Here is a 24,641-nt window from a genome sequence, read left to right on the forward strand (position 1 = left end):
TCCTTAACTCAAGCTTCTTCGATGCAGATAGCAATGTCTTTCACTTCATAAATACGCAAGCCATCTTTACTTAGGTTCGCGTCACCCACGATGACTTTTTTGCCATCTTGGTCGGTCACAGAGGTGATGTGAACATCCAGTGACATTTGCTTATTCAGTGGGTTAATTTGACCACGGTATTTCCACTTCACTTCCGATTGGATTTGACCAAACTTCGGATTGCGGAAACCAGCACCTAAGTCTTTGTTCAATGCGTAGGTCTGCATGAGTTCGATGATAGCTTCGACGCCAAGTGAACCTGGCATTACAGGATCTTGATGGAAGTGGAATTGGAAGAACCAATCGCTTGGGTCGATCGTGCGTTCTGCGTAAAGGTAACCAAGACCTTCTTTACCGCCATCGCTGGTGATTTGAACGTTATCGATGAAGTTCAAACGACCACCTGCGAGCTGGTAGTGTGGTCTTGCTTCGCCCGCGGCTGATGCTGGCGCATTGAAGTAACGGCTAGTTTTGTCTAGCAGGTCAATGTGTACATCCGGTGTGCGGTTGTTATCCACATGCCAAGGGTGAGTCACTTTGCCGTTATCCAAACCAAGTTGGTCTTTTAGTGCCGCGCCTTTGAAGTAACCAAATACCGCAGTACCTTGGTAGAAAGGCACACCGTCAGTTAACAGTTCAAAACTGAAGCTTTGAACAATGTTGGTGCCCATCATGACGGTAGAAAGCAGACGTGAATCGTTGACGATGGTTTTACCACGGAGGTCAACGTTGCGCAGCATCTTGCCGCTGCCGTCTAGGTTACGGAAGAACAATTCTTCGCCCGGGAAGCCAAGTGTTGTACCCATGTAGCCAGAAATAAAGCCATTAGGTTGCAGAGATATTTCCATTAATACCGAGTAAGGCATTAAGGTTTGGTGGCTGTTCTCATCAAAGTACCATGCGTTCTCAGGTACTTCGTATTCAGCAAGACACGAAGACGGCGTTTTAAAGTCGCCACGAGTACCGTTAACTTCTACAACGCGAGTGGTCAGTTGCAAATCACCACACGGAGTACGCGGTGGGATCATGCCACGATAGATAGAGAAATCTGGGCCGAAACATTTTTCGATGTCGCCAGTGGCAAACTCAAACATGTGGTACGGCGTGAACGGTACGGTGTCTGGTGTGCGGTTCGGGAAATCGGGTGTTGTTGGTGCCTCAACGTGTTGAAGTGGAATAACGCCTTTATTAGTTGCGGTATTCAAGTCTGGGATTTGCGCCATTAAAGGAGCATTAACAGAAGCGGCTTGGTAGCCTGTTATTTCTTCCACTACGACAGTCTCTGCTGCAACGGTAGTTGTGTCTTCAGAAGCATTGTGCAGCTCAGGGTAAAGCGTACATTCTGCGTCTTCTTTGATCATCACACCCAAGTTTTGGAAATCAACAATTACTTTTCCATTCAGTATGATATCGATGTTTGCTTTCGCGTAAGGGCGAGGGCTTGTACCAATTTCAGTCACTTCCAGACGGTAAGTAAGAACCGCCGATTGTGGCAGAACTTGCCCACGACAACGAACTTGCTGTGGGGCATTTTCTAGTGGCTGGAAGCGGCCGTTTTCAACCAAAGTGTGCATACCTAGATGCATCATGTAGAACTGAAGCAGCTGACCACAACCTTCTGCCATTAAAGAACCCGCCATTACGGAATCGTCTTTAAAGTGGCAAGGGAAGTACCAATGTTCTGGCTCTAGTTGCTTATGGCCTTCAATCAAACCTAAGCCCCATGCACCGCCTTGCGGTTCAACTCGGCTTACTTGTTCAATCATCATGAACTTTTCAGAGCTAAAGCACAGTGATGGCTGTTGGCTGCTAGGAATGTGGCTTGGGCCAAAGCATTCTGCAATGTTTGCAGTCAGCAGGTTACGCAGTGCTAGATGATCAAATTGAGTGGTTGGGCAGTGTAGCAATGGGTTGAAACGTTGCTTAACCGCTTGGTTGCGCACTTTGATTTCATCATCAGTGCGGATCACGCCTTTGCCATCGGCCAATTCTTCGTCAGTGAAGAAACCAGCACAACCGTTGTCCATTTTCAGGATCATCTTGTCGCCGACGAAACATTCGTAAGAGAAGAAGAACAACAGAGTGTCGCCATTGCGAGCGTAGTTATTGATAGAGATATCGTAACGCAACGTATCGCCACCGCGAGGCAAGTCGCCAAGGAAGGTTAGCGTACAGTCTAACAGGCGGTATACACGCTCGCCTTTGTTTTCAAAATCGATACCAAGGTAGCTGATCAGCATTAAGTCACATTGACCAGATTCAACGGCAACCGCCCACGGGATTTGGCCATCAACTAAGTAAGGCGCATCTACTGGGATGTCGTACTCTGTGGTCATGGTACTTGGCTTGTATTCCAGCATAGTTGCGTCAAGCTTGGTTACGCGAGATACCAACAAGTAATCGGTGGTTGGTAGGCGTACACGACGCTTGTAGCTATCGATGATGGCATATTCCTCACCAAATACTTTGGCGATGTCGCCTTCAGCGTACTCTACTAGGTCGTCGTAATCCCAAATGCATGGCTTGCGAACGGGCTTTACTGGTGCTGCAAGAACGTTAGCAACTTGGGCTTGTTGAACCGCATGTTCAATGACTTGGCCGTTACCTGCATCCATTTGCGCCGTGACTTGGTTTAATTGCGCGCGCAATAGAGCGTCTGCCACTTTTAAACCTTGTTCACGATTGTGCAAATACGCTTGGTGTACTTGCTGGGTCAGCTGTTGGTTATCATTAAATGCTGCGTGAGTAGCAACGGTTTGTGGGTCTAAATTGGACAAGTTCTGAGTCATGGTTGTTTTTATACCTGTCATCGAAGCCTGAAGAGGTATCTTCTCGGCTTGGGATTCATAAGTAGGGGATGCATGAGTTTGAGCAAATGGTGCTACCACTTGGCGGCTTACTTTTGCTGCTTGATGCGTTGGCTGCTTGTTGACGGCCTTTTGTTGAATTTGTGCTTGTGCTGCCAGTGGAGAATCTACAATGTGTTGGTAGATATCACGGCCACCTAACGTCACCTGCTTGATCAATTGGCGTTTAGTGTCAGACGCTAATGGCATGGCTAAACGATCTTGAAGGGCACGTGTTTGCGATTCGCTTTGGCCAAACAACAGTTGAGAACACTGGTTCTCACTGATGTTGGCAATCACCGCGTGTTTGTCAGTACCGTTAGCTTGAGCATTTACTTGAGAAAGTTCGACCAAACCGTGCAGCATGCTCGCCATTCCTGATGCAGCAAAGCTGTGACCCAAGCGCAGGTTTGCTTGAGTTGCACGCGATTGTGGCAGTGGAATATTAACGGTAACGTTGGCACTTTCAGGTGCTTGGTTACGCTCGATAAGCTGAATGTCGTTAGCATTTAGGCCCGCAGAAGTCAGTAGGGTATCGGTTGTGATGTGGCTGCCGTTTACATGACCAAACGCCAGTGACTTTAGTTGACCATAGCTTTGGTTACTATTCACTAATTGACTGTCAACGAAGACCATCGCACCGGCGCCTTCACCCACATGCCAACCGGCATCTTGCGCTGTGTTTGCAACGGGAGTGATGCTGTTTTTCAAGATCACTTGTTCAGCACTGCCGCTTAAATCAACCGCTGCGATAACCACAGCATCAAGTGATTCTTGGCTCATCAAGTTTTCAGCGACATCAATACAACGAGCAACAGATTGCTCGGCTGCTGAAATGGTGAATGCTGGGCCATTGAAGTCCCATAATGAAGAAATACGAGACGCCATGATGTTGCCAATGAAACTGGTATACTGATTGAGCTTGGCTGCGTCTAATACGCTGTCCATGGCAATCGTTTCAAGGGCTTGGTATTCCTCTTGGTTAAGAGCAATCCCCATGTTGTCCATGCTTTCTGCCAGTTGAGTATGCAGATTTACTCGGCCACGGAACTGGTGCATTTCCAATTCCGTTTCCATCGCAACCAATACGGCTACTTTCTGACCCGGCTCCAATTTGGCATCGCGAATGGCTTCGTCGGCGACTTTCATCAGTAATAATTGCTGAGAGATCAGACGGTCATCTTCATTCGGCGGTACTTTAAAACGTAAGAAATCTAACTCAAATTGGTCGATGTAAGCACCATGAGGCACGCTATTCAAGCCAAAGTTCGCGAGTAATTCTGGGTGCTTATCTAAGCCTTTCCAGCGTTTTTCTGGCAAAGCACCAAACGCGGTTGTGTTGGTTTTTATTGCGTCACTTAAGGCATTTATTGAGTTCAATGAACCAAAGTGAGACGCCACACCTATCACGTCCAATGGGCGATTCGTGTTTTGAGCGGTAACCGCAGCCTTTGTTGGCTGAGAAGACGGCGTTGAATACGCTTCTAATAAAAGATGAGCGTTACAGCCACCGAAACCAAAGACGGACACACCAGCGCGGCGTTGTTCATTACCGGCTTTATCTGGCCATGCTTGCACTTGGGTCGGCAAGGTGTGCGCACCAAACATATTGTTTGGCGATGACAATGGGGTTTCTAAATTAATACTTGGCGGCAGTACGCCTTGCTTCATGGCGAAAATCATTTTCATGATTCCCGGCATGCCAGCAGCGGTAAGTAGATGGCCTAAGTTGGATTTAGCTGAGCCAATTAACGGCACTTGGCTGTCATTGAGTTTGTGTTGGAAGAACTGCTCCATTGAGGTCAGCTCTACCTTGTCGCCAAGAGGCGTCCCCGTTGCGTGGCATTCAATTACTTCAATGCTGTCTGGGGTTAGATCAGACGCTTGGTAAGCACGCTCAAACGCTTGAACTTGGCCTTTGCTATTTGGGCTTAATACAAACTGGCCTCGGCCGTCGTTTGAAAGACCAACACCGCTCACAACCGCATAAATTTGGTCGCCATCACGCTCGGCATCTTCTAAACGCTTAAGCACTAACACACCTGCGCCTTCACCAGCAAACAGACCTTTACTGTTGCTATCGAACGGCGCAGAGATACCGTGGTCTGGGTAAGCGTGGAAGATGGAGAAACCCATGTTAATAAAGAATGGGTCTGCGCCAGATACCGCACCGGCCAGCATCATGTCTGCTTTGCCCGTGTTGAGGTAATCACAGGCCAGTTTTAATGAATAAACAGAACTTGCACACGCCGCATCTAAGCTCAGTTGTGCATTGCCAAGTCCTAATGCTTCCGCCACCACTTTAGAAGCGTTATGCGCCGCTGCGCCATTGCTTGGGTTTAGCGGCCCGATGTTTTCGTTTGAAGGGTTTAGCTGAAAGTTTGGATTACCCAGTTTGTTCTGTAGGGCTTTTTCTACCACGCTGTGGTAAATCGGCAAGAACAGGTCGTTAGATGCAGTCGTCGGGAATGACAACGCGCCCATGATCACACCTGTGCGCGCTAAGATGTCAGCTTCCAAACTGATACCTGCATCGAGCAGCGCTTTGCGGCTTGTGTCGAGTGCCCACAAAAAGCTGTCGTCTAAGCCTGAAAATTGCTCAGCAGGGAGTTTGTAGCCGTTTGCATCAAAGTTAAAATCTTTGATGTAGCCGCCTTGGTCGCAGTAAAAACGGTCAGATTGACCTTGCGTGCCTTGGTAAGCTTCGGTGTTCGCACCCAGTTTCTCGTTAGTTAACGTACTACGAGAATCTTTTTTGTTGATCAGGTTTTGCCAAAAGTCGTTTGGCGTGTCGGCATCAGGGTATTGATTGGCTAAACCGACAATGGCGATTTTGCCAACGGTTTTATTAGCGTGGCCTGAAGCCTTGTTGTCATCGTGATGTTGAGAACTCACACTGGTTCCCCTTGTTTTAAGTTGGTTGTGTCGGCTGCCAACGCGATGCGTTGATCTAATCTTTCGATCAGAGGGGCAACAGACAGCGGTATTTGATGGGTGATCAATTGGCCCAAGCACTTAATGAGATGGACAATGTCTTCACCGCCTTTGGCGTTGGTAACAATGCTGCTGCAATCGGTAGCGCTATCGGTACGGTTGATCTTGTCGATCAATGTCGCGGTTTGGCGATCGGCGCCCACTTCAACAAATAGCTTTGCACCTTGCTCGCGAGCGGCGCGAATTAGGGCGGTAAAGTCTAGTGTTGAACAGAAAGTATCAGCAATCGAAGTCGCAATGCTTTGGCTATCAGGATTAACCAGCAAGCTTTGCTCTTGGTTAATCAAGCAAGCGGCGCTAATAAAGCCAATGTTGGTTGGCAAAGTGTCGCAAAGTGGTTGAGTGTAAAACTCGGTGACTTGGCTGTGCTGAGTTAACGCCGGAGTGGTGTGCATTGCGGTGACACGATTGGCTGCAATACCGCGCTTGCCGAGGGCTTTAAGCAGGGCACGACACGATTCTTCACAGCCCGCAAGCACACAAGTATCACCTTGGATAATCGCAAGGTATGCTCGAGGGTACGCAGGTAGTAGCGCTTGAATCTCTTGCTTGTCACAACGTACAACAAAGCTGTTCCACTTAATGACTTCATCTTGTTTAAGTTGCCACTCTTGGCGCACGGCCGTTAACTCTCCAGAAATAGCGCTGGTGAAAATTGGGCTGGTTTTAGTCTGCTCGATTAACGCGTGAGGGTTTTGCCATATGCCTAAGCTTGCCCACATTGAGGCTTCGCCTTTGGAATATCCCAATGCGTAGTTTGGAGTGACTTTGAATTCATCACATAACAAGCGGGTAAACAGGTAGCTTGTGCCTACACCAGCGATCGCCATTTCGCCCAATGACATTTCTGCTTTGGAATCGGCGCTTGTAGGGTAGGTTTTTTCTGCTTGCAGCATTTGTTTCAAATTACCTTCACGCTCTAGTCGGGCGTAAAGTTCAGGGAAATAATGATGCATTTCATCAAGCATACGCGGATATACCGTGCCCACTCCTGGGTAAACAAATGCCACTGCCCCTTGGCTGGTTGGCGCAGCGCTAAAGCAACTGCCTGCCGGGGTTTTGAAGTGGCTATTGTCTGTAAACGCTTTGTCTAGGGCTTGGCTCATTGCCTGAATCTCTTGCGCCAATGCCTGCTTTGAAGCAGCTTGTAAAACGGCGGTTGGCTTTTTTACGTTGGCGGTCGATTCAAGTTGATACGCAGCGAGGTTGCTGCGCATTAAGCAAAGTAGGTCATGCTCGCTAGAACATTGGTTTAATTGCTGGTTTAACTGGTCGAGCTTTGTTGCTAAAGACGATTTATCTTGAGCTGAAACGACAAACATTAAGCGTGATGCACTTAAGATGGACCGAGCATTTTTTAGCCCCGTCGCTTGAGTGAGGATCATGCTGGTGGTTTGTGAGTTAATCGCTTGAGTGCCAGTAAACGTCAGGCTTGCAACGCGAGCTTGATTTGGCTCGGTAAACCAATAATGATTTTCAGAAGAATAAGTGCGGCCAGCAATGGCTTCAACCATCAATAAGAACGCATCAAACTGCTGTTGAGCATTGATGTTATCGTGCTCTTGCTGACAACTCACATCAGAATGACGACGGCGAGATTGGCTTAACGCTTGCTCGGTAGATTCGGACATACCGGATAGATACGCGTCAGGATGCAAATGGCTTTGCGCCGCTTTTAGTCCTGCCATCAAAATCAAATGGCCTTGAGCTGGAGTTTGAGCGATCAGCTGAACCGTTTGGCCTTGCTCTATCGCTTGAATGGCTGTTTTTAGGCTGTGGCTGAAATCGTCAGCGACGGTAATGCATTTAACATTACCATCGTCTGAGATAGTGGAATTAGCCAAAAGAGCGATGCGCAATGGCATCGCTTTATTTGTTGAGTCCATCACTATGACAATGGCTCCTTTTGTGCTTCATCGGCAGGTAAAAATGCGGCGTTCAGGCTTTTACTGATGGTGATCTTCGCGCCTTTCATTACGGCACTGATACGCCCATCTTGATGATAAAGCGTGACATCCGCTTGTAATGAACGGGCTGTGCTTTTGATTACCTTAAGCTCAATCCAGCCTTGCTCACCTGTTGCTAGCGGTTGGTATGAGTAACACTCACCAATCGCCGACGGCAGGCTTGCCGCGCCGTACTTTAATCTTGCCCATACCAACATCGCTTGCAACAGGCAGTCTTCCGCGAACGGTTGATTGCCACCAAATTCAACAGAGGGTACAAATGCACCGCAATCTTGCTCAACGACAATAGGTAGCTGACACGTTGCAGCCAAACCTTGGTCATCAAAGCGGGTTATTGCTTGAATGCCTTGCAGTCTCGGACCGTGAAAAAGTGTGCCGTTGCTGTATAGCTCTTGAGCCGTTGCCACAAAAGCTTGAGTGCTAGCAGCCATTGGCTTGTTAGCAGCCTGTGGTGCAACGTCTGCAACAAGCGTTGCCTGGTACTGAGGTCTGCCACCGCAATTGATCAAGGCTTTAAACTGACCTTGTTCTTTTGCATCTTGGTTCAGAGTAAGTTCCAGCGTTTGCACATCATTATTGTCAAAGATCACGCCTTTAAGCAACTTGTAGTTAAGAACGTTAACTTGTGTCCCTAACCACTGCTGCGCGGCTTCTCTCATCCATTGGATGGCACACACCGTCGGCAACACAGGGTTGCCGGCGATACGGTGATCTTGAACAAAAGGCATGGCCTTAATGTCCAGATCACGTGTGATAGTAACGCTTGATTTACGCGGACTCTTTGCTAACTGCACAGACTCCGCATTAGGCTTTTTTACAGCGTCTTCCTTACCTTGCATGCTTGTACCAACCAGCAATTGAATGCCAGTTTCACTCGTCAGTTGAGTACTGAATAAGTCAGCACCTGCTTGAAGTGGGATTACGTACACACCACGGTCGGTGAACATTTTCTTCAGGGCAGGGTTAACCATACCGCCGTCCCAAGGACCCCAGTTAAAGCTCATCACTTTCGCTTGAGGGTGACGTGCAGAGAATTGCAGCGCCGCCTTGTTCAAAATATCGTTCGACATTGAGTAGTCACTTTGGCCTGTATTGCCATAGAAACCTGCAGCAGAAGAGAACATCGCTAGCAATTTAAGTTGGCTGTTATCAAGCGCGTTAAGTACCGCTTTCAGCCCGCCAACTTTGGTGCCGTAAACCATGTTCAACTCATCCAGTGTTTTATCGTGGATGTGTTTGTCTGCTAGTACACCTGCGCCGTGAATCAGACCGGTGATGCCATCAATGCTGCTCAGTGTGTTTGCCACTGATTCGCTGTTTGATACGTCCAGGCTGATATATTCTGCGCTAGCGCCTACTTCTGCAAAGGCATTCAGTGATGCATTGATCTCTAAGCTGCTTTGTACCGGCCAAATTAACGCATCAACCGCTTTGGGTGTTGGTTTTTCACCGCTCGCTTGGATGTGTTTAATCGCTGCAGGCTTGAGTTCAGAAGCTTGCTTGCCTTGTGCCCAGCTTGGTAGGTCTGCAACGTCAGTGTGCTTGCTGCGACCTGCTAGAATGAAGTGAGATTGGCACTGTTTTGCCAGTGATAATGCACATTCAAACGTTACGCCTTTCGCGCCGCCAGTTACCAGCACTTTATCTGCTTTAGTCAGTTGAGCTGCTGCATTTTTTGTTGCGGCTTGGCCTGCTTCAATCGCGATCAAAGTGCTACGGCTTGATTCTGCTGAATCAGCATCGGTAATACCGACTTCAACGGCTGCGGTGTTTGCATCAAATAGCTCTGCGGTAATCGCTTCGGCTAGGTGACGAGCATCAACATTTGGCGCAATATCAATAGCGCGACAGAACACGTTTTGCCATTCGTGACTCAGCGTTTTGGTCAGGCCAGCTAGAGCCGCTTGGTTTAGTTCTGCTTTTGCGAGTAATTGGTTATCAAGGTAGCCAAAGCCACCATCGATACGACTTACCGTAAAGAAGTTATGACGTCCTGTCGTTTCTGTTTTGTTCAGTTGCTGATGCAAGTGCTTCGCAAACAAGAACGCAACGTCTAGGCTATTTTTTGCTTCATCGTCTAGCAGTACGAAACCATTGTGCGCCGCAGTAGATTGTGGTTGCAGGTGGATAAAGCCACCAATGGTTTGTTGTTGTGCTTCGATTTCCTTAATCACTGCGCTAATACCAGCATCATCAACCGATGTTAGGTTGTAGCTTTTGATTTCGCTGTTTAAAGGAGATGCGGTAGACAAAGATGTTTTCACTACGGCAACTTGTACGCCGTTAGCGGTCAGCTTCTCTGCTAAAACACCGGCGTTGTGACCATCGTCTGTGATCACGACACACGCGTCTTTTGCAAAGCTGTCGCTGAGTTTATCTACCGCTGGTAGCTTTTTTAGCGCTACCTCGTTGTGTGGTGGAAGCTCGTTTGCTGGCGTTGCTGGCGCTGCAGTTTGAACTTGGGCAACAGGTGCAACGGCTTGTGGCGAAGCTAATTTGCTTTGCATGTAAGTGACGATTTCACCCAGTGTACGGCATTCTGCTAGGTCATCAGGATTAAGCTCAGGTAGCGTTGGCAGTTGGTCCTGAACGGTACCCAAGATTTCAACACGTTTGATAGAGTCGATGCCTAGGTCTGCTTCCATGTCCATGCTTAGGTCAAGCATTTCTGTTGGGTAGCCCGTTTTATCTGCAACAACGTTTAGCATTGTCGCTTGAACTTCGTCTGCGTTTAGACCACTTGCTTGTGCAGCAGGAGCGGTTTTTACAGAAGCACTTTGAGCAGGCAATTTGCTGTTCATGTAGTCAACGATTTCACCCAGCGTACGACACTCGGCCAAATCTTCAGGGTTAAGTTCTGGCAACGTAGGTAGTTGGTCTTGAACCGTACCCAAGATTTCAACACGTTTGATAGAGTCGATACCTAGGTCTGCTTCCATGTCCATGCTCAGTTCTAGCATTTCAGTTGGGTAGCCGGTTTTGTCTGCTACGACTGCAAGCATGGTCGCTTGTACTTCACTCGCGCTTAAGCCGCCAGTTTGAGTAGGAGCTTGTGAAACCGTTGGAGCAACAACAGCTGCCGCACTTTGAGCAGGCAATTTGCTGTTCATGTAATCAACGATTTCGCCAAGAGTGCGACATTCCGCTAAATCTTCTGGATTAAGCTCTGGCAGTGTCGGCAGTTGGTCTTGAACCGTACCTAGAATTTCAACACGTTTGATAGAGTCGATACCTAGGTCTGCTTCCATGTCCATGCTCAGTTCTAGCATTTCAGTTGGGTAGCCAGTTTTGTCTGCAACGACTTCAAGCATGGTTGCTTGTACTTCGCTTGCGTTTAAACCGCCAGCTTGAACTGGAGCTGCTGTAACCGCTGGTGCCGTGTTTGCTGCAGGCAGTTTGCTGTTCATGTAGTCAACAATTTCGCCTAGTGTGCGACATTCTGCTAGATCTTCAGGGTTTAGCTCTGGAAGTGTAGGCAGTTGGTCTTGAACGGTACCTAAAATTTCAACACGTTTGATAGAGTCGATGCCTAGGTCTGCTTCCATGTCCATTTCTAGATCAAGCATTTCAGTTGGGTAGCCAGTTTTGTCTGCGACTACTTCAAGCATGGTCGCTTGTACTGCACTTGCTTCTAAGCCACCTGTTTGAGCTGGCGCTGATGCTTGAATTGCAGAATCTGATGCAGCAGGTATTTTGCTGTTCATGTAACTAACAATTTCAGCCAGAGTACGACACTCTGCCAGATCTTCCGGGTTCAGTTCAGGCAAGTTTGGTAGCTCGTCTTGAACCGTACCAAGAATTTCAACACGCTTGATAGAGTCAATGCCTAAGTCTGCTTCCATGTCCATTTCTAGATCAAGCATCTCAGTCGGGTAGCCGGTTTTCTCAGCAACCACTTCTAGCATCACTTTTTCTGGGTTTAGTGCGTTAGCAACAGGCGCTGCAACCGGGGTTGGCACAACCTGTGGTTTTGCAACGGCAGCCGCTTGTGCTTGAACAGCCGGTGCTTTTACGACAGGTGCTTTTGTCACAGCTGCTTTTGTAACGGTAGCTTTAGCCACTGGAGTTGGTGCAGGCGCTTGTACCGGAGTGGATACTGGCGCTGCAACAGGTGCGGTAGTTTGAGTTGCCACTGGTGCTGCGATTTGTACGGGTGCTGCTACTTGTGCTGGCGTTGCAACTGCGGTGTTAACGATAGCAGCAGAAGAGACCGGAGTAGAGCCCAAAGCCGAAAGTGCAGAATTGTTGCTGCTGGCTTGCAGGTTCAAGTACGTTGCATGTGCTTTTAGTGTTTCAGCTTGGTGCTGGTGGAAAAGCTCCATTGAACGTTGCAGGCTTTCTGGGATAGCCATGCCAGCCGCCGCCATTTTCGCTTGCTCAGTCATCAGGGCTGCGAAGGTATCGCCGTATTGAGTTGGGATCGCTAGGAATTGCTCATGCACTTGCGCTGCTTGCTGTTGTGCAGCAAAGAAGGCATTGATTGATGCATCGCTTGAAGAAACGGCTGATGTTGCCGCTTGTGCGGGTGCAACGGTTTGAGTCGCGGCTTGAACAGCTTGCGTCACAGGTGCGTTATTTGCAACTGGTGCTACCTCAACAGGCACTTCGCGCATTTCAGTTTTGATCACTTCTTTTTCCACTATTTTCTCAACCACTTCTGTTTTCGATGTGACGGTACCGTTCTCAAGTGACGCGGCCATTTTCTTACGAGTCGCAGGGCTGATGTAGTTCGTTGCGTGCAGCTTGATGTTCATCGGAGAGCTAGGTGCAGGCGGTGCGATTTCTGCTTGGTACGGGTCAACCTCAGTAAGAGAGACACCCACAACCGCTAATTGAACGGCAGCTAATCGCAATTGTGCGTCACTATCGCCTTTAGGGCTTGGGTTGATGCTGATGGTGCATAGCTCTTCAGATTTATCTGTGAGTGTTTTTTCGACCAGTTTTTGTAGGATATTCTTTGGACCAAACTCTACAAATACACGAGCACCCGCTTGGTACATCGCTTCTAGTTGTTCGCTAAAGCGGACTGACTGAAGCATGTGTTGCTTAAACGCTTTCTTAATGGCTTTGCCATCTTGTGGGTAAACGTCACCCGTTGCGTTTGAATAAAGCGGTAGAGCCGACTTGGTAAAGCTGGCTTTATCGATGGCGGCTGCAAATGGTTTTTGCGCGTGTGCCACAAGTGGGGTGTGGAAGGCACCCGAAACAGGCAGAGGAATCGCTTTGAAGCCTTGCTCTGTGAGTGCTTTTGCTGCTTGTTGTGCTTCAACCGTTGGGCCTGCAATTACAAGCTGAGTTGGCGCGTTGTAGTTAGCGATGCTAACGCCTTCAAATGAAGCGACGCATTTTTCAACGGTAGCCAGTTCTTTCGCATCCAAGATTACAGCGTACATAGTACCGCTGTCACCTTCAGCAGGCTTTTGGGCCATGGCATTGCCACGAGCAAATGCTAGCTTGTAATAATCTTGTTGAGAGATAACACCTGATGCGCACAATGCACTTAGCTCACCAAAGCTGTGACCTGCGAACATATCGGCTTTGAAGCCTGCTTGGGTCATTAACTCAAATTGCGTCATTGAAACCACACCAATCGCGCTTTGTGCGTTTGCTGTATTGGTTAATAGTGCTTCTTGTTCTGCGATGGATTCTTTGTTGAAAGCAGGAATAGGGAACAGAACTTGAGACAGCACCGTTTTCTTATTTTCTGCAAAGACAGCATCTGCTTGTTCAAGTTGCTGACGCGCTTCTGGGTAGTAACACGCCAGTTCACGGCTCATGTTGAGGTATTGTGAACCTTGGCCTGCGAACAGAGCGGCAACCTTGTTTGATTCATCTTTATTTACAAGAGCAGAAACACGGAAGCTAGTCCCGTTTGGTAGCTGCCATTTATCCGCTGAGTTTTTCTCGATTTGAGAAATCGATTGAGTCAGCAATTCTTGTAATTCTTGTTCAGTTTTAGCAACCAACCCCAAACGAGCGTGCTTAGCGTCTAGTTCACGAAGAGCATGGGCTTTAGCCAGTTCAGCGATAGATGCCTTGCCTGCTGCAAGATCGGCGTTGATGGCTTTTAAGCTAGCGACCAGTCCATCACGAGATGCGGCACTAAACAGCAAGGTTTGCGCAACTTCACGTTGGCGGTATTTGTCGCCACGTTTGTGCTCTGCTGTGTACTCTTCTAGTACAACGTGGAAGTTAGTACCACCAAAACCAAATGAGCTGATACCCGCACGACGTGGCGTGCCGTCTGCTCTTTGCGCCCAAGGACGCGTTTCGGTATTTAGGTAGAATGGCGAGTTCTCAATGTCCAATTTTGGATTTGGTGCGGAAACATTGATGGTCGCTGGCAACACTTTGTGGTGAAGTGCTAGCGATGCCTTAATCAGGCCAGCCGTACCTGCCGTTGATTTAGTGTGTCCGATTTGAGACTTAACTGAACCTAATGCAATGTGCTGTTTCTTATCGTTACCTTCACTAAATACTGAGTTCAAGCCACCAAATTCAGCGACATCACCTGCGGCTGTGCCAGTGCCGTGAGCTTCTAATAAACCTAACGTTTCTGGTGCAAAGCCAGCATCATCGTAAGCGGCTTTCAGTGCTTTCGCTTGGCCTTCAGGGCGAGGAGCATAAATGCTCTTAAACTTACCGTCTGAAGAGGCGCCAATGCCCTTAATCACAGAGTAGATACGATCGCCATCGCGTTCTGCATCTTCTAGGCGCTTTAACGCAACCATGCCGATACCTTCGCCAATCATCATGCCTTTTGAATCGATATCAAAAGGTTGGATGGTTTCGTTGGTAGTAAAGGCAGGGGTTTTTGAAAAGCTCATGTACATGGTTGGTGAGTTATCAGTACACACACCACCTGTGATCATCATTTCACTGCGGCCTTCAACAAGCTCGCCAAGTGCCATACGCATTGCCGCTAAAGAGCCAGCACATGCAGCGTCAACCACACAGTTAATGCCACCCAAATCAAAGCGGTTAGCAATACGGCCTGAAATGACATTACCCAATGAACCTGGGAATGAATTTTCTTCCCAGTGAATGTATTGGTCTTGGAATTTCTTGATCAGCATCTCGCTGTCTTCTTCGCTAATGCCACTGTTTGCGAATACTTTTTTAAGTACAGGGTATTGCAGGCGAGCATTTAGGCTTTGGCTGATCTTTTGTCCACCACCTACACCTAAAGTGATACCGATTTTATCGCGGTCGTAGCCTTCTGGTAGTTTTGCGTCAGCCAGTACTTCTTTTGCCACAATTAAAGAAAGCAGTTGAGACGTATCCGTTAGCTCTAGGATATTTGGCGGTAGGCCGAACTCCATTGGATTGAAGTCAACTTCTGGAATGAAGCCACCGCGCTTACAGTAAGACTTGTCTGGCGTGCTTTTGTTTGCATCATAGTAGTCTTCTGCGCGCCAGTGGGTGTCTGGCACCTCTGTGATTGCGTCGATCTTGTCGCTGATCAGGTCCCAAAATTTATTTAGGTAACGGGAGTTTGCAAAAATGCTCGCCATACCAACAATTGCGACAGGCATGTCTTTTAAACGTTTATTTAAACGTTTGTCTTGTTGGGCTTCAGATAGTGATTCGGGGGTTTGGCTCATTATGAGTCTCCGCTGGGCAGCCGTAATGCGGTTGCCTCTGTCTTAGTTTGGGCTTTTAGATAATGTGTGTAGCTTGTGGGAGTGGCTATATAAAAGCGCCGTGATAAAAGTGTGCTACTGATATGCAGTAGATCTTTGAAATTTGAATTATGTGAGTGGGTAAACTCGTTACGAATAGAGCCATTCATTGTGAAAATGCACTGGGAATATGTGAGGTGGTTTCCATCAATAATTACTCTAGCCGTTGCCGCTAATATTTACGGCAATAAAACGTCTTTTTTGTCCAAAAAACGTCGTTAAATTTATCAATGGTAGAGCAGATTACGCGAGGGGCACGATGTATACAATATCAGCAAACCGTGGAGTAAACTCTTCAGACCAGTGAAAGCATGTTTTCATTCGATATTTTGCTATTTATGTAAGGTAACATAATGAATAATAAAGATTAATATTCATTAATTAGTGTAAATACTCAGGTTTTATGATTTGTGTGATCTAAGGCGTATTTTTGATGTTAAAAGTGGTTTAGTTCTTGTTGTGTCAGCGCGTTGCTGGATCAAAGATGTAAGTTTTATGATTTGAGTGGGTAGAGTATAAACTCTAATTATCCGGTTGGTACCCTTAATAAAAGGCTGGTTTTATACTCAAGAAATCAGTACTTTTAATTGGCTTAAAAGACCGTCAAAATAGTCAGGTATCGTTAGCAAAAAGGTTTGTTGTTTTGTCCTCTACTTCTACTGTTCAATTGTGGTTTTGTCCTCTTACTTCTCTAGATGGTGACACGAATAAAGTGGCATTTTTGAGATCTAGATTGAGTGACGACGAACGAATCAAAGTTGATCGTTATCGCTTTCCTAAAGCTCGCTTGAAGGCATTGTATGTACGTAACTATTTAAGAGTAATTTTAACTCGTTATGCAACTACGGAAGTGGGCATCAATATTGCGCCTGATCAATGGCGATTTCAGTACGAGTCGAAGGGCAAACCTTATTTATGTAATGAGCAGCATGGACTGACAGGGATTGAATTTAACATCAGTCATAGTGGAGAGTACTTGCTGGTGGCTCTTGTGGCTTCAGATCCAAGTAAACGTGCTTTGACGGGGAGTGCGGCATTTCAGCTAGGTGTAGACATCGAAAAGTCTCGCGCTGAAACCGATATTGGCTCAATTCACCATCATTATTTTTCAACACTAGAATCTTCACGATTACTCACCTTAGATGAAGCCGATCAAAGAGAGCATTTCTTCGATTTATGGGCGTTGAAAGAGTCTTATATAAAAGCGGTGGGGAAAGGGTTGGCCATACCGCTCGATAGCTTTGGTTTTGATATGTCTCGTGCATATGATTCTCAGACGCCGCTAAACTGCCAAGAGGAATTAGATGTAAAGTTGAAAACCCAAGCTCCAACGAAAGAAGTGACGGTCATTCAAGGAGTGACGTTAGAACGACAGGTTTCTGACCAAGGGAAAAATTTGCAAGGTTCGGTCGTTTGGTTTAGTTACTTGGGCCGGTTAGATGAAGAGTATCGTTTCGCTGTTACGCTGGGCATATCGTTGCTGGTAAATGGTGCAGAGACGACACCCCGTGTTGAGATTAGGGCAAACTGGCTCTGTTCAAGCCAGCTAATTCAACCGTAGCCAGGCAGATCTTTAGGGCTATTTTACAATGAATGCCGCAAGTATAGACTCTGGGATCGGTTGGAGTTGCTTGTCTTTATCGAGACACACCATTTCTATGTCGCCAATCACAGCCGGCTTTTTAGCATTAGGGCGCCATACTTCCTGACGCCATAGTGTTTTGTATTTGCCATCAAGTTCTACGCTGGTGCGAATGTCACACACCTCTGCAAACTCAACACCGTCTTGAAAAATCATATTGGCTTTATATACCGCAAAGCCGAGGCCTTGTTCGTTCCATAATGTCGCTAATTTATCACTATCAATGACATGCTCACGTGCTCTTTCGAAATACTTCAAAAAATTTGGGTGATAAACCACACCTGAATGGTCGGTATCTTCGTAGTAGATTTGCACGGGGTGGTGATAAATGGTGCTCATGCTAGGACTGGTCTCATATTAGTAAGCGGTAATTGCATTAGTGGTGGCTACTTTACCTTAGCAAGTACGAAAAGCTAAATACTAAAAACGAAGTCAGAGCAGTTAACTCGGCACTTCGCTTTTAGCACTTAGCTTTTAGCACTTCACTTTTAGCACTTCACTTTTAGCACTTCGGTTTTCTCTTTTCGGTGGAGTTCCACCAAATCCACTTTTCATCATGTGTCATTTTCCACCCATTATTTCTCATGCCTAGCTCGAGTTTATTTAGGTTAAATTTCTGTAGCCCTTGTGGTTATTGGTTTGTTAATTAAATGTAGCGTGTTGGCGCGTTAATTGCCTTATAAGAAAGACAAGGCGCCAGAGAATGGACGCTGGATGATAAAAACAAGGAGAAATAAAATGTTAAAGCCTCTTACTCTACTTTCGGTATCGATTCTTGCTGTAACCAGTTTTCAGGCGTCTGCTAACTGTGACCCTGGTGAAATGGTGATCAAGTTCAGCCACGTAACGAATACAGACAAACACCCAAAAGGGATCGCGGCTTCATTGCTTGAAAAGCGAGTTAACGAAGAGATGAACGGTAAAGCGTGTATGGAAGTATTTCCAAACTCGACGCTTTATGATGATAACAAAGTGCTAGAAGCGCTACTTAATGGTGACGTACAACTCGCTGCCCCTTCTTTATCAAAATTTGAGAAGTTCACTAAAAAGTACCGTATTTTCGACCTGCCATTCTTGTTTGAAGATGTCGACGCTGTTGACCGTTTCCAGAACTCAGAAGCAGGCGACAAGCTGAAAAATGCAATGAAGCGACGCGGTCTCAAAGGTTTGGCGTTTTGGCATAACGGTATGAAACAAATGTCGGCAAACAAGCCATTGTTACTGCCTTCGGATGCTGAAGGGCTTAAATTCCGTGTTCAAGCGTCTGATGTATTGGTTGCGCAGTTCGAGCAACTAAATGCTAACCCACAGAAAATGTCGTTTAAAGAAGTGTACGGTGGCCTACAAACTAAGGTTATCGATGGCCAGGAAAATACATGGTCAAACATTTACGGTAAGAAATTCTTCGAAGTACAAGACGGTGTTACGGAAACTAACCACGGAATCTTAGATTACCTAGTGGTTACGTCTAACGATTTCTGGAAAAACCTACCAGATGATATTCGTGATCAACTAGGAACCATTATTACTGAAGTTTCTGCTACACGAAATGCGGAATCTTCGAAAGTGAATATGGCGAATAAAAATAACATCATTGAAGCGGGTGGCGTCGTTCGTACGTTAACGCCAGATCAGCGTCAAGCTTGGGTCGCGGCACTTCAACCTGTATGGAAGAAGTTTGAAAAAGACATTGGTTCGGATCTTATCGAAGCGGCGTTGGCTTCAAATAAATAACCACCACTCCCTAAATAGGCGGGCTCGTCCCGCCTCTAATTATAATGATAAAAAGCAGTTTTGAGATCGGAGTATTCCATGGAACAGTCTCTTTTTTCTAAAGTCGGAAAAATTACCGATGCGATAGAAGAAACCCTTATCGCATTTTTTCTCGGGGCCATGACCCTATTAACTTTCGCTAACGTTGTGTCTCGTTATGTGTTTAACGACAACATTTTATGGGCGTTAGAACTGACCGTATTTATGTTCGCCTGGATGGTGCTTGTTGGCGCATCTTATGGTGTGAAAAAGCACTTTCACATTGGGGTTGATGTGATCATTAACCTAGCTTCAGAAAAATGGCGAAAAGTGTATGCCATGGTTGCTGTTTGTTCATGTTTGCTCTTTTCTATTTTGCTCTTGATCGGTTCATGGAACTACTGGTATCCGTTTGCCACTGAGCGAGCGTGGTACGAGACTGATGATATCCCGATGCCAGAGATTTTGCAGTTTATGTCAGACTGGTTAAACGAAGGTGAGCGTTACGAAAAAATGCCACGATTTATTCCTTACATGGCGCTGCCGATTGGTATGGCGATGCTGACTTTCCGTTTTTTACAGGTAGCAGTGCAAGTTTTCACTGGTAAGGCGGACCGTATGATTGCTGGGCATGAAGCGGAAGAGGGCTTAGAAGCTCTGAAAGCAGAAGTGACGCAGGGCAGCGACGAAGACGCAATGGCGCCACTGAATACAAAAGGTAAGGAGAAGTAAATCATGGCCATGTTATTTTTGTTTTTGATGGTGATTGCTTTCATGCTGATTGGCGTGCCAATTGCCATATCGCTGGGTTTGTCCAGCATGATATTCTTGTTAATGCACTCTGATGCTTCACTCGCATCAGTGGCACAAACTTTGTTCAATGCGTTTGCGGGGCACTATACCCTGTTAGCGATTCCATTCTTCATTTTGGCATCGAGCTTTATGTCTACTGGTGGCGTTGCTAAGCGTATCATTCGTTTTGCTATCGCCATGGTCGGTTGGTTCCGTGGCGGACTTGCGATGGCTTCTGTTGTTGCCTGTATGATGTTTGCTGCTCTGTCTGGGTCTTCTCCGGCAACGGTGGTTGCAATCGGTAGTATCGTCATTGCCGGTATGGTGAAAAATGGTTACTCAAAAGAGTTCGCGGCGGGTGTAATTTGTAATGCAGGTACGCTTGGTATCTTAATTCCGCCATCAATCGTGATGGTTGTTTACGCGGCGGCGACGGATGTCTCGGTAGGGCGCATGTTCTTAGGTGGCGTGATCCCGGGCCTATTGGCTGGTGTGATGCTGATGATCGCCATCTATATCGCGGCTCGCTGGAAAAACATTCCCGCTCAACCCTTTGTTGGTTGGGGCGAAATGTTTGCATCAGCAAAAGATGCGAGTTGGGGCTTGTTACTGATTGTTATCATTCTTGGTGGTATCTATGGCGGTATCTTTACTCCAACAGAAGCGGCGGCAGTTGCTGCGGTGTACGCGTTCTTCATTGCAAACTTCATCTATAAAGATATGGGGCCGTTTGCAGATAAAGAAAACACCAAACCGGCGATCGTAAAAGCGGTTCAAACATTTGTGCACAAAGACACTAAAGACACACTGTTTGAAGCGGGTAAACTGACGATCATGCTGCTGTTTATCATTGCGAATGCTCTGATTTTAAAGCACGTCCTTACAGAAGAACGTATTCCTCAGATGATCACTGAATCTATGTTGTCGGCAGGCCTTGGCCCTATCGCATTCTTGATTGTGGTGAATATTCTGTTACTGATTGGTGGCCAATTCATGGAGCCCTCGGGTCTTTTGATTATCGTTGCACCGCTGGTATTTCCAATCGCGATAGAGTTGGGTATTGATCCTATCCACTTGGGCATCATGATGGTAGTTAACATGGAAATAGGCATGATCACACCGCCGGTGGGGCTCAACCTCTTTGTTACGGCCGGGGTTGCGAAAATGTCGATGATGAACGTAGTGAAAGCCGCTTTACCATGGGTTGGCGTGATGTTCTTATTCCTAATCATCGTGACTTACGTACCTTGGGTGTCAACTTGGTTACCAACGCTGCTAATGGGGCCGGAAATCATCACTAAGTAAACGAAATAGAGAAACCAGAGAAGTAGAAAAATAAGAGCAGCGTTGGCCTAAGGTTGTTCTTATAAAATGTTCCCTGAAACAAAACTATAATAATGATGTTCCTAAACTCCGTATTGCCCTGCCTCCCCCGCAGGGCTTTTTTTGATCAATACTTTAGTTGAATTGACATGATGAAAGTCAATTTTACTTTTATTTTTAAAGGGTTAGTGAGTTTTATGTTTAGACGAGGTAATATTTAATTGTTGAATGCATTATAGGCGTTATATAGATATGAGATACATTGGGTTGTTTTGGTTAGCATTGGTCATGGCGTTTTCAGTCAGTGCTAACGACTTGATAAAAATTGAAGTGGAGCCTAACTGGGTTATTCCCCAAGAATATGACGGAAAAGGGGCAAGAAAAGACCGAGTTGATGGCAGTGCATATCTTTTGGTTGATAGACAAACCAACTTTTTATTGACGAAACCGGTAACGTACAGTCATTACATGACAAAGGCTGTGAATTCGAGAGGGGTCGAGGACAATTCGCAGATATCACTGACGTTTGCTCCGTCCTACGAAGAAGTCATATTGCATTCCTTGGCTATTTGGCGAGATGGTGTTCGGCTTAATCAACTCGACAAGATGGAAGTAAAACGCTTTAAGCAAGAGAAAGACCTTGAGCAACTGCTATATAACGGTGACGAAACTTACTACATCGTGCTGAAGAATGTTGAAGAAGGCGATGTCATCGATTATAGCTTTTCGATAAAAGGTACTAATCCTGTTTTCAACGGTAATGTTGATTCTTGGTTCAAAATTGGGTGGGAAGTACCTGTAGCGAGCTCTTTTATTCGAATACTGTATCCTAAAAATGAAGGGTACAACGTGCGTCGGTTAGGCGACAGCAAGCATGGACAGGTTGAAAGTTTTGAATCTGAACATGGCTTTGAATTTCGATATGTCGATACAAGACGTGAATACAAATATTACGAGAAAAATCAGCCAAATTGGTTTGACGAATATCCTTATATTCACGTAACAAACTATACGAACTGGAACGATGTTGTTGAGTGGTCGTTGCCTCTGTATCAATACGAAATCAATGGCCCACTGATACAAGAAAAGTTGGAGCTGTTAAAAAAGGTTGAAGATCCAGAAGAGAGAGTGGTAGCGGCAATAAAAATTGCCCAGCAGTCGATTCGATATCTTGGAATGTCGAATGGTATCGGTTCCCATGCTCCAAGATCGCCTGAAAATGTACTGGATCAAGGTTATGGTGACTGTAAAGACAAAGTGCTTTTATTGGTTGCTATGCTCGAGGGGATCGGTATCAAAGCGACGCCCGCGTTAGTTAATACGACATATAAGAAACAATTGGTAACGCAGCCTGCAGGTCATAGTGCATTTAATCATGTCATTGTCAGATTTTATTTCGAGGGACTTGAATATTGGATCGATCCGACCGCAACAGAGCAAGCGGATAAACTAGCAGCAATAAGCCAGTCCCAACTTGGGTATGCTCTTTTGATTGAGAAAGGTCAGAGATCATTGGTTCGAATGGATGCTCAGCGTGTTAACAGTATTTCTACCACCACAACGCTTAACGTTAAAGATGTTGGTGAGGGAGAAACCAGCATGACGGTCGAAACAGTCTATTATGGTGAACAAGCTGATAGAATGAGACGTTATTTTTCATCTGATTCGATGAGTCAAGTTATGGATAGCTATGAAGAATATTTCAATCGTTTTTATGAAGGGGTTTATGTTAGCGAAGATTTCGTTGTATATGATGATTTAGATAGCAACGTCTTTACTGTCGTAGAGCAGTACGCAATCGAGTCGTTTTGGTATTTAACGGACGAAGGTGAGCATAGATTTGATGTTGTTGCAGATGTTATCAATACGTACATCGTATACCCTGAAAGTAAGCGACGGAAAACGCCTTATTACCTAGGAAGACCAATAGATATCACTCAGAAGATAGTATTACAATTACCGGTAGGTTTTAGTATTTCAGACGATGATACCTTCATTAACAGTAAGATATTTGAGTTTGATATATCATTACAAGGTGTTGGTGGGGTGCTCGCGAAACTAACAGACAAGTACAAAAAGGTTGAGTTTCTATACAGCTACCGCAATAAACAAACATACGTTGACCCTAGCGAAATGAATGAGTATAAGAAAAATGCGGAATCTGCGTCTGATTCGCTATTCTATCAATTTACTCGACCGTCACTATAATTGAGTTCCATTTAAAGGCCCTACTCTGGTTAGGGCCTATCCGTGATTTATTTATACTCTTCTTTGCTAAGACCATACTTTTGCATCTTGTCGTATAGCGTTTTTCTTGCTAATTGAAGGTTATGCATGGTGTCTTTGATGCTACCGCCACAGTCTGCCAAACATTGCTCTAAAATGGTTTTTTCAAACTCAGCGACTTGCTCTGCAAGTCCTTGTTGCGGTTCGACAGTACTGGCATCGCCAAGTTGTATCAATTTACCAAGCAAGACGAAGCGCTCAGCTGCGTTTCTTAATTCCCTTACATTACCTGGCCAGTTATGAGCGAGTAGAATCTGTAGATCACTGGCGGGTAATGACGTTGCGGCTTTGCCATACCGAGCCGCGGCAACCAGCAGAAAGTGATGGAATAAACCAGGAATGTCTTCTTTGCGTGAGCGAAGAGGGGGGAGGTCTAACGTCACGACGTTCAATCGATAATAGAGATCTTGACGAAAAGTTCCTTCGCTAGCGGCTTGCTTTAAATCGATTTTAGTGGCGGCAATGACGCGAATATCTAGCTCAACAGCTTGATTTGAGCCAACACGCTCTAAGCTACGTTCTTGTAATACTCGTAACAGCCTGATTTGTGCTTGCATCGGCATTGACTCAATTTCATCGAGAAAAAGTGTGCCTCCTTGTGCGTGCTCAAACTTACCAACTCTGCGGCTTTCGGCTCCGGTAAATGCGCCTTTTTCGTGTCCGTATAGTTCACTTTCAATGAGGTTTTCTGGTACAGCACCACAATTTACCGCTACAAAATTTTGTTCTCTGCGGCTGCTTTGCTCATGTAGCGAACGAGCAACCAACTCTTTGCCTGTTCCTGTTTCGCCAAACAATAGGATGTCAGCGTTGGTGTCGGCCACATGGCTGATGGTGTCGCGAAGTGCTTGGATACTGGCGGTGTCCCCAATGATTCTAGGTCCAAGAGCTTGTTTTGCTTTTAATGCACGTTTTAGCTGCTGATTTTCAAGTGTCAGTTTACGACGCTCAATGCCACGTTTTACCGTATCAATCAGGCGATCGCTAGCAAAGGGTTTTTCTATAAAATCGTAAGCGCCATCATGCATGGCCTGTACAGCCATGGAAATATCACCGTGGCCTGTGATCAGCACTACCGGAATATCGGCATCTTTTCGTTTAATGGATCGCAGTAAGTCTTGGCCAGATAGGTTAGGTAAGCAAATATCGGTGACAACCACGTGGGGAGGGTTGTCGTGATCAAAGGCAATCAGTGCAGATTCGGCATCAGCAAAGCCTTTGGCTTCAATGTCGGCCAGTTCGAAACTTTGCTCCATTGCGATCCTAAGATCTTCTTCATCATCAATAAAAAACACATGACACATTTATGCTCTCTTCC

General features: G+C 46.1%; 10 protein-coding genes. 5 read left to right on the forward strand and 5 right to left on the reverse strand.

Annotated features, from left to right (window positions below; translation table 11 throughout):
* Positions 1–8 precede the first annotated feature (8 nt).
* The 3 genes from QWZ04_RS18150 to QWZ04_RS18160 are packed head-to-tail and all read right to left on the reverse strand — an operon-like array spanning position 9 to position 15,450.
* Positions 9–5,780, reverse strand: a complete 5,772-nt coding sequence (locus QWZ04_RS18150) for a hotdog fold thioesterase (protein WP_290329663.1) — start codon at positions 5,778–5,780, stop codon at positions 9–11.
* Positions 5,777–7,765 (reverse strand): PfaB family protein, encoded by a 1,989-nt coding sequence (locus QWZ04_RS18155; protein WP_435433632.1) that lies wholly within the window; start codon positions 7,763–7,765, stop codon positions 5,777–5,779. The genes QWZ04_RS18150 and QWZ04_RS18155 overlap by 4 nt, the downstream gene beginning before the upstream one ends.
* 2 nt (positions 7,766–7,767) lie before the next feature.
* Positions 7,768–15,450 (reverse strand): type I polyketide synthase, encoded by a 7,683-nt coding sequence (locus tag QWZ04_RS18160; RefSeq protein ID WP_290329665.1) that lies wholly within the window; start codon positions 15,448–15,450, stop codon positions 7,768–7,770.
* A 721-nt stretch (positions 15,451–16,171) separates the two neighbouring features.
* On the opposite strand from QWZ04_RS18160, the gene QWZ04_RS18165 reads away from it, so the two are divergent.
* Entirely contained in the window at positions 16,172–17,089 is a 918-nt protein-coding gene (locus tag QWZ04_RS18165) for a 4'-phosphopantetheinyl transferase family protein (protein ID WP_290329666.1), read from the forward strand.
* A gap of 18 nt (positions 17,090–17,107) precedes the next feature.
* Here the strand turns inward: QWZ04_RS18165 and QWZ04_RS18170 are convergent, their stop codons facing one another.
* Entirely contained in the window at positions 17,108–17,509 is a 402-nt protein-coding gene (locus QWZ04_RS18170; RefSeq protein ID WP_290329667.1) for a thioesterase family protein, read from the reverse strand.
* Positions 17,510–17,908: 399 nt separating this feature from the next.
* Between QWZ04_RS18170 and QWZ04_RS18175 the strand changes: the two genes are divergently transcribed.
* The 4 genes from QWZ04_RS18175 to QWZ04_RS18190 all read left to right on the forward strand — a co-directional run bounded on the left by QWZ04_RS18175 (position 17,909) and on the right by QWZ04_RS18190 (position 23,245).
* Positions 17,909–18,904: a TRAP transporter substrate-binding protein gene (locus QWZ04_RS18175; protein ID WP_290329668.1), complete on the forward strand. Its 996-nt coding sequence runs from the start codon at positions 17,909–17,911 to the stop codon at positions 18,902–18,904.
* 78 nt (positions 18,905–18,982) lie between these two features.
* Positions 18,983–19,654 (forward strand): TRAP transporter small permease, encoded by a 672-nt coding sequence (locus tag QWZ04_RS18180; RefSeq protein WP_290329669.1) that lies wholly within the window; start codon positions 18,983–18,985, stop codon positions 19,652–19,654.
* Between the two features lie 3 nt (positions 19,655–19,657).
* Positions 19,658–21,019 carry a TRAP transporter large permease gene (locus tag QWZ04_RS18185; RefSeq protein WP_290329670.1) on the forward strand — a complete coding sequence of 454 codons (1,362 nt, stop codon included), beginning with the start codon at positions 19,658–19,660 and terminating at the stop codon, positions 21,017–21,019.
* A gap of 270 nt (positions 21,020–21,289) precedes the next feature.
* Entirely contained in the window at positions 21,290–23,245 is a 1,956-nt protein-coding gene (locus tag QWZ04_RS18190) for a DUF3857 domain-containing transglutaminase family protein (protein WP_290329671.1), read from the forward strand.
* 47 nt (positions 23,246–23,292) lie between these two features.
* Here the strand turns inward: QWZ04_RS18190 and QWZ04_RS18195 are convergent, their stop codons facing one another.
* On the reverse strand, positions 23,293–24,627 hold the full coding sequence (locus tag QWZ04_RS18195; RefSeq protein ID WP_290329672.1) for a sigma-54-dependent transcriptional regulator: 1,335 nt from the start codon (positions 24,625–24,627) through the stop codon (positions 23,293–23,295).
* Positions 24,628–24,641 lie beyond the last annotated feature (14 nt).

It is taken from the genome of Vibrio tapetis subsp. quintayensis, from assembly GCF_030409945.1.
GTDB classification, from domain to species: Bacteria; Pseudomonadota; Gammaproteobacteria; order Enterobacterales; family Vibrionaceae; genus Vibrio; species Vibrio quintayensis.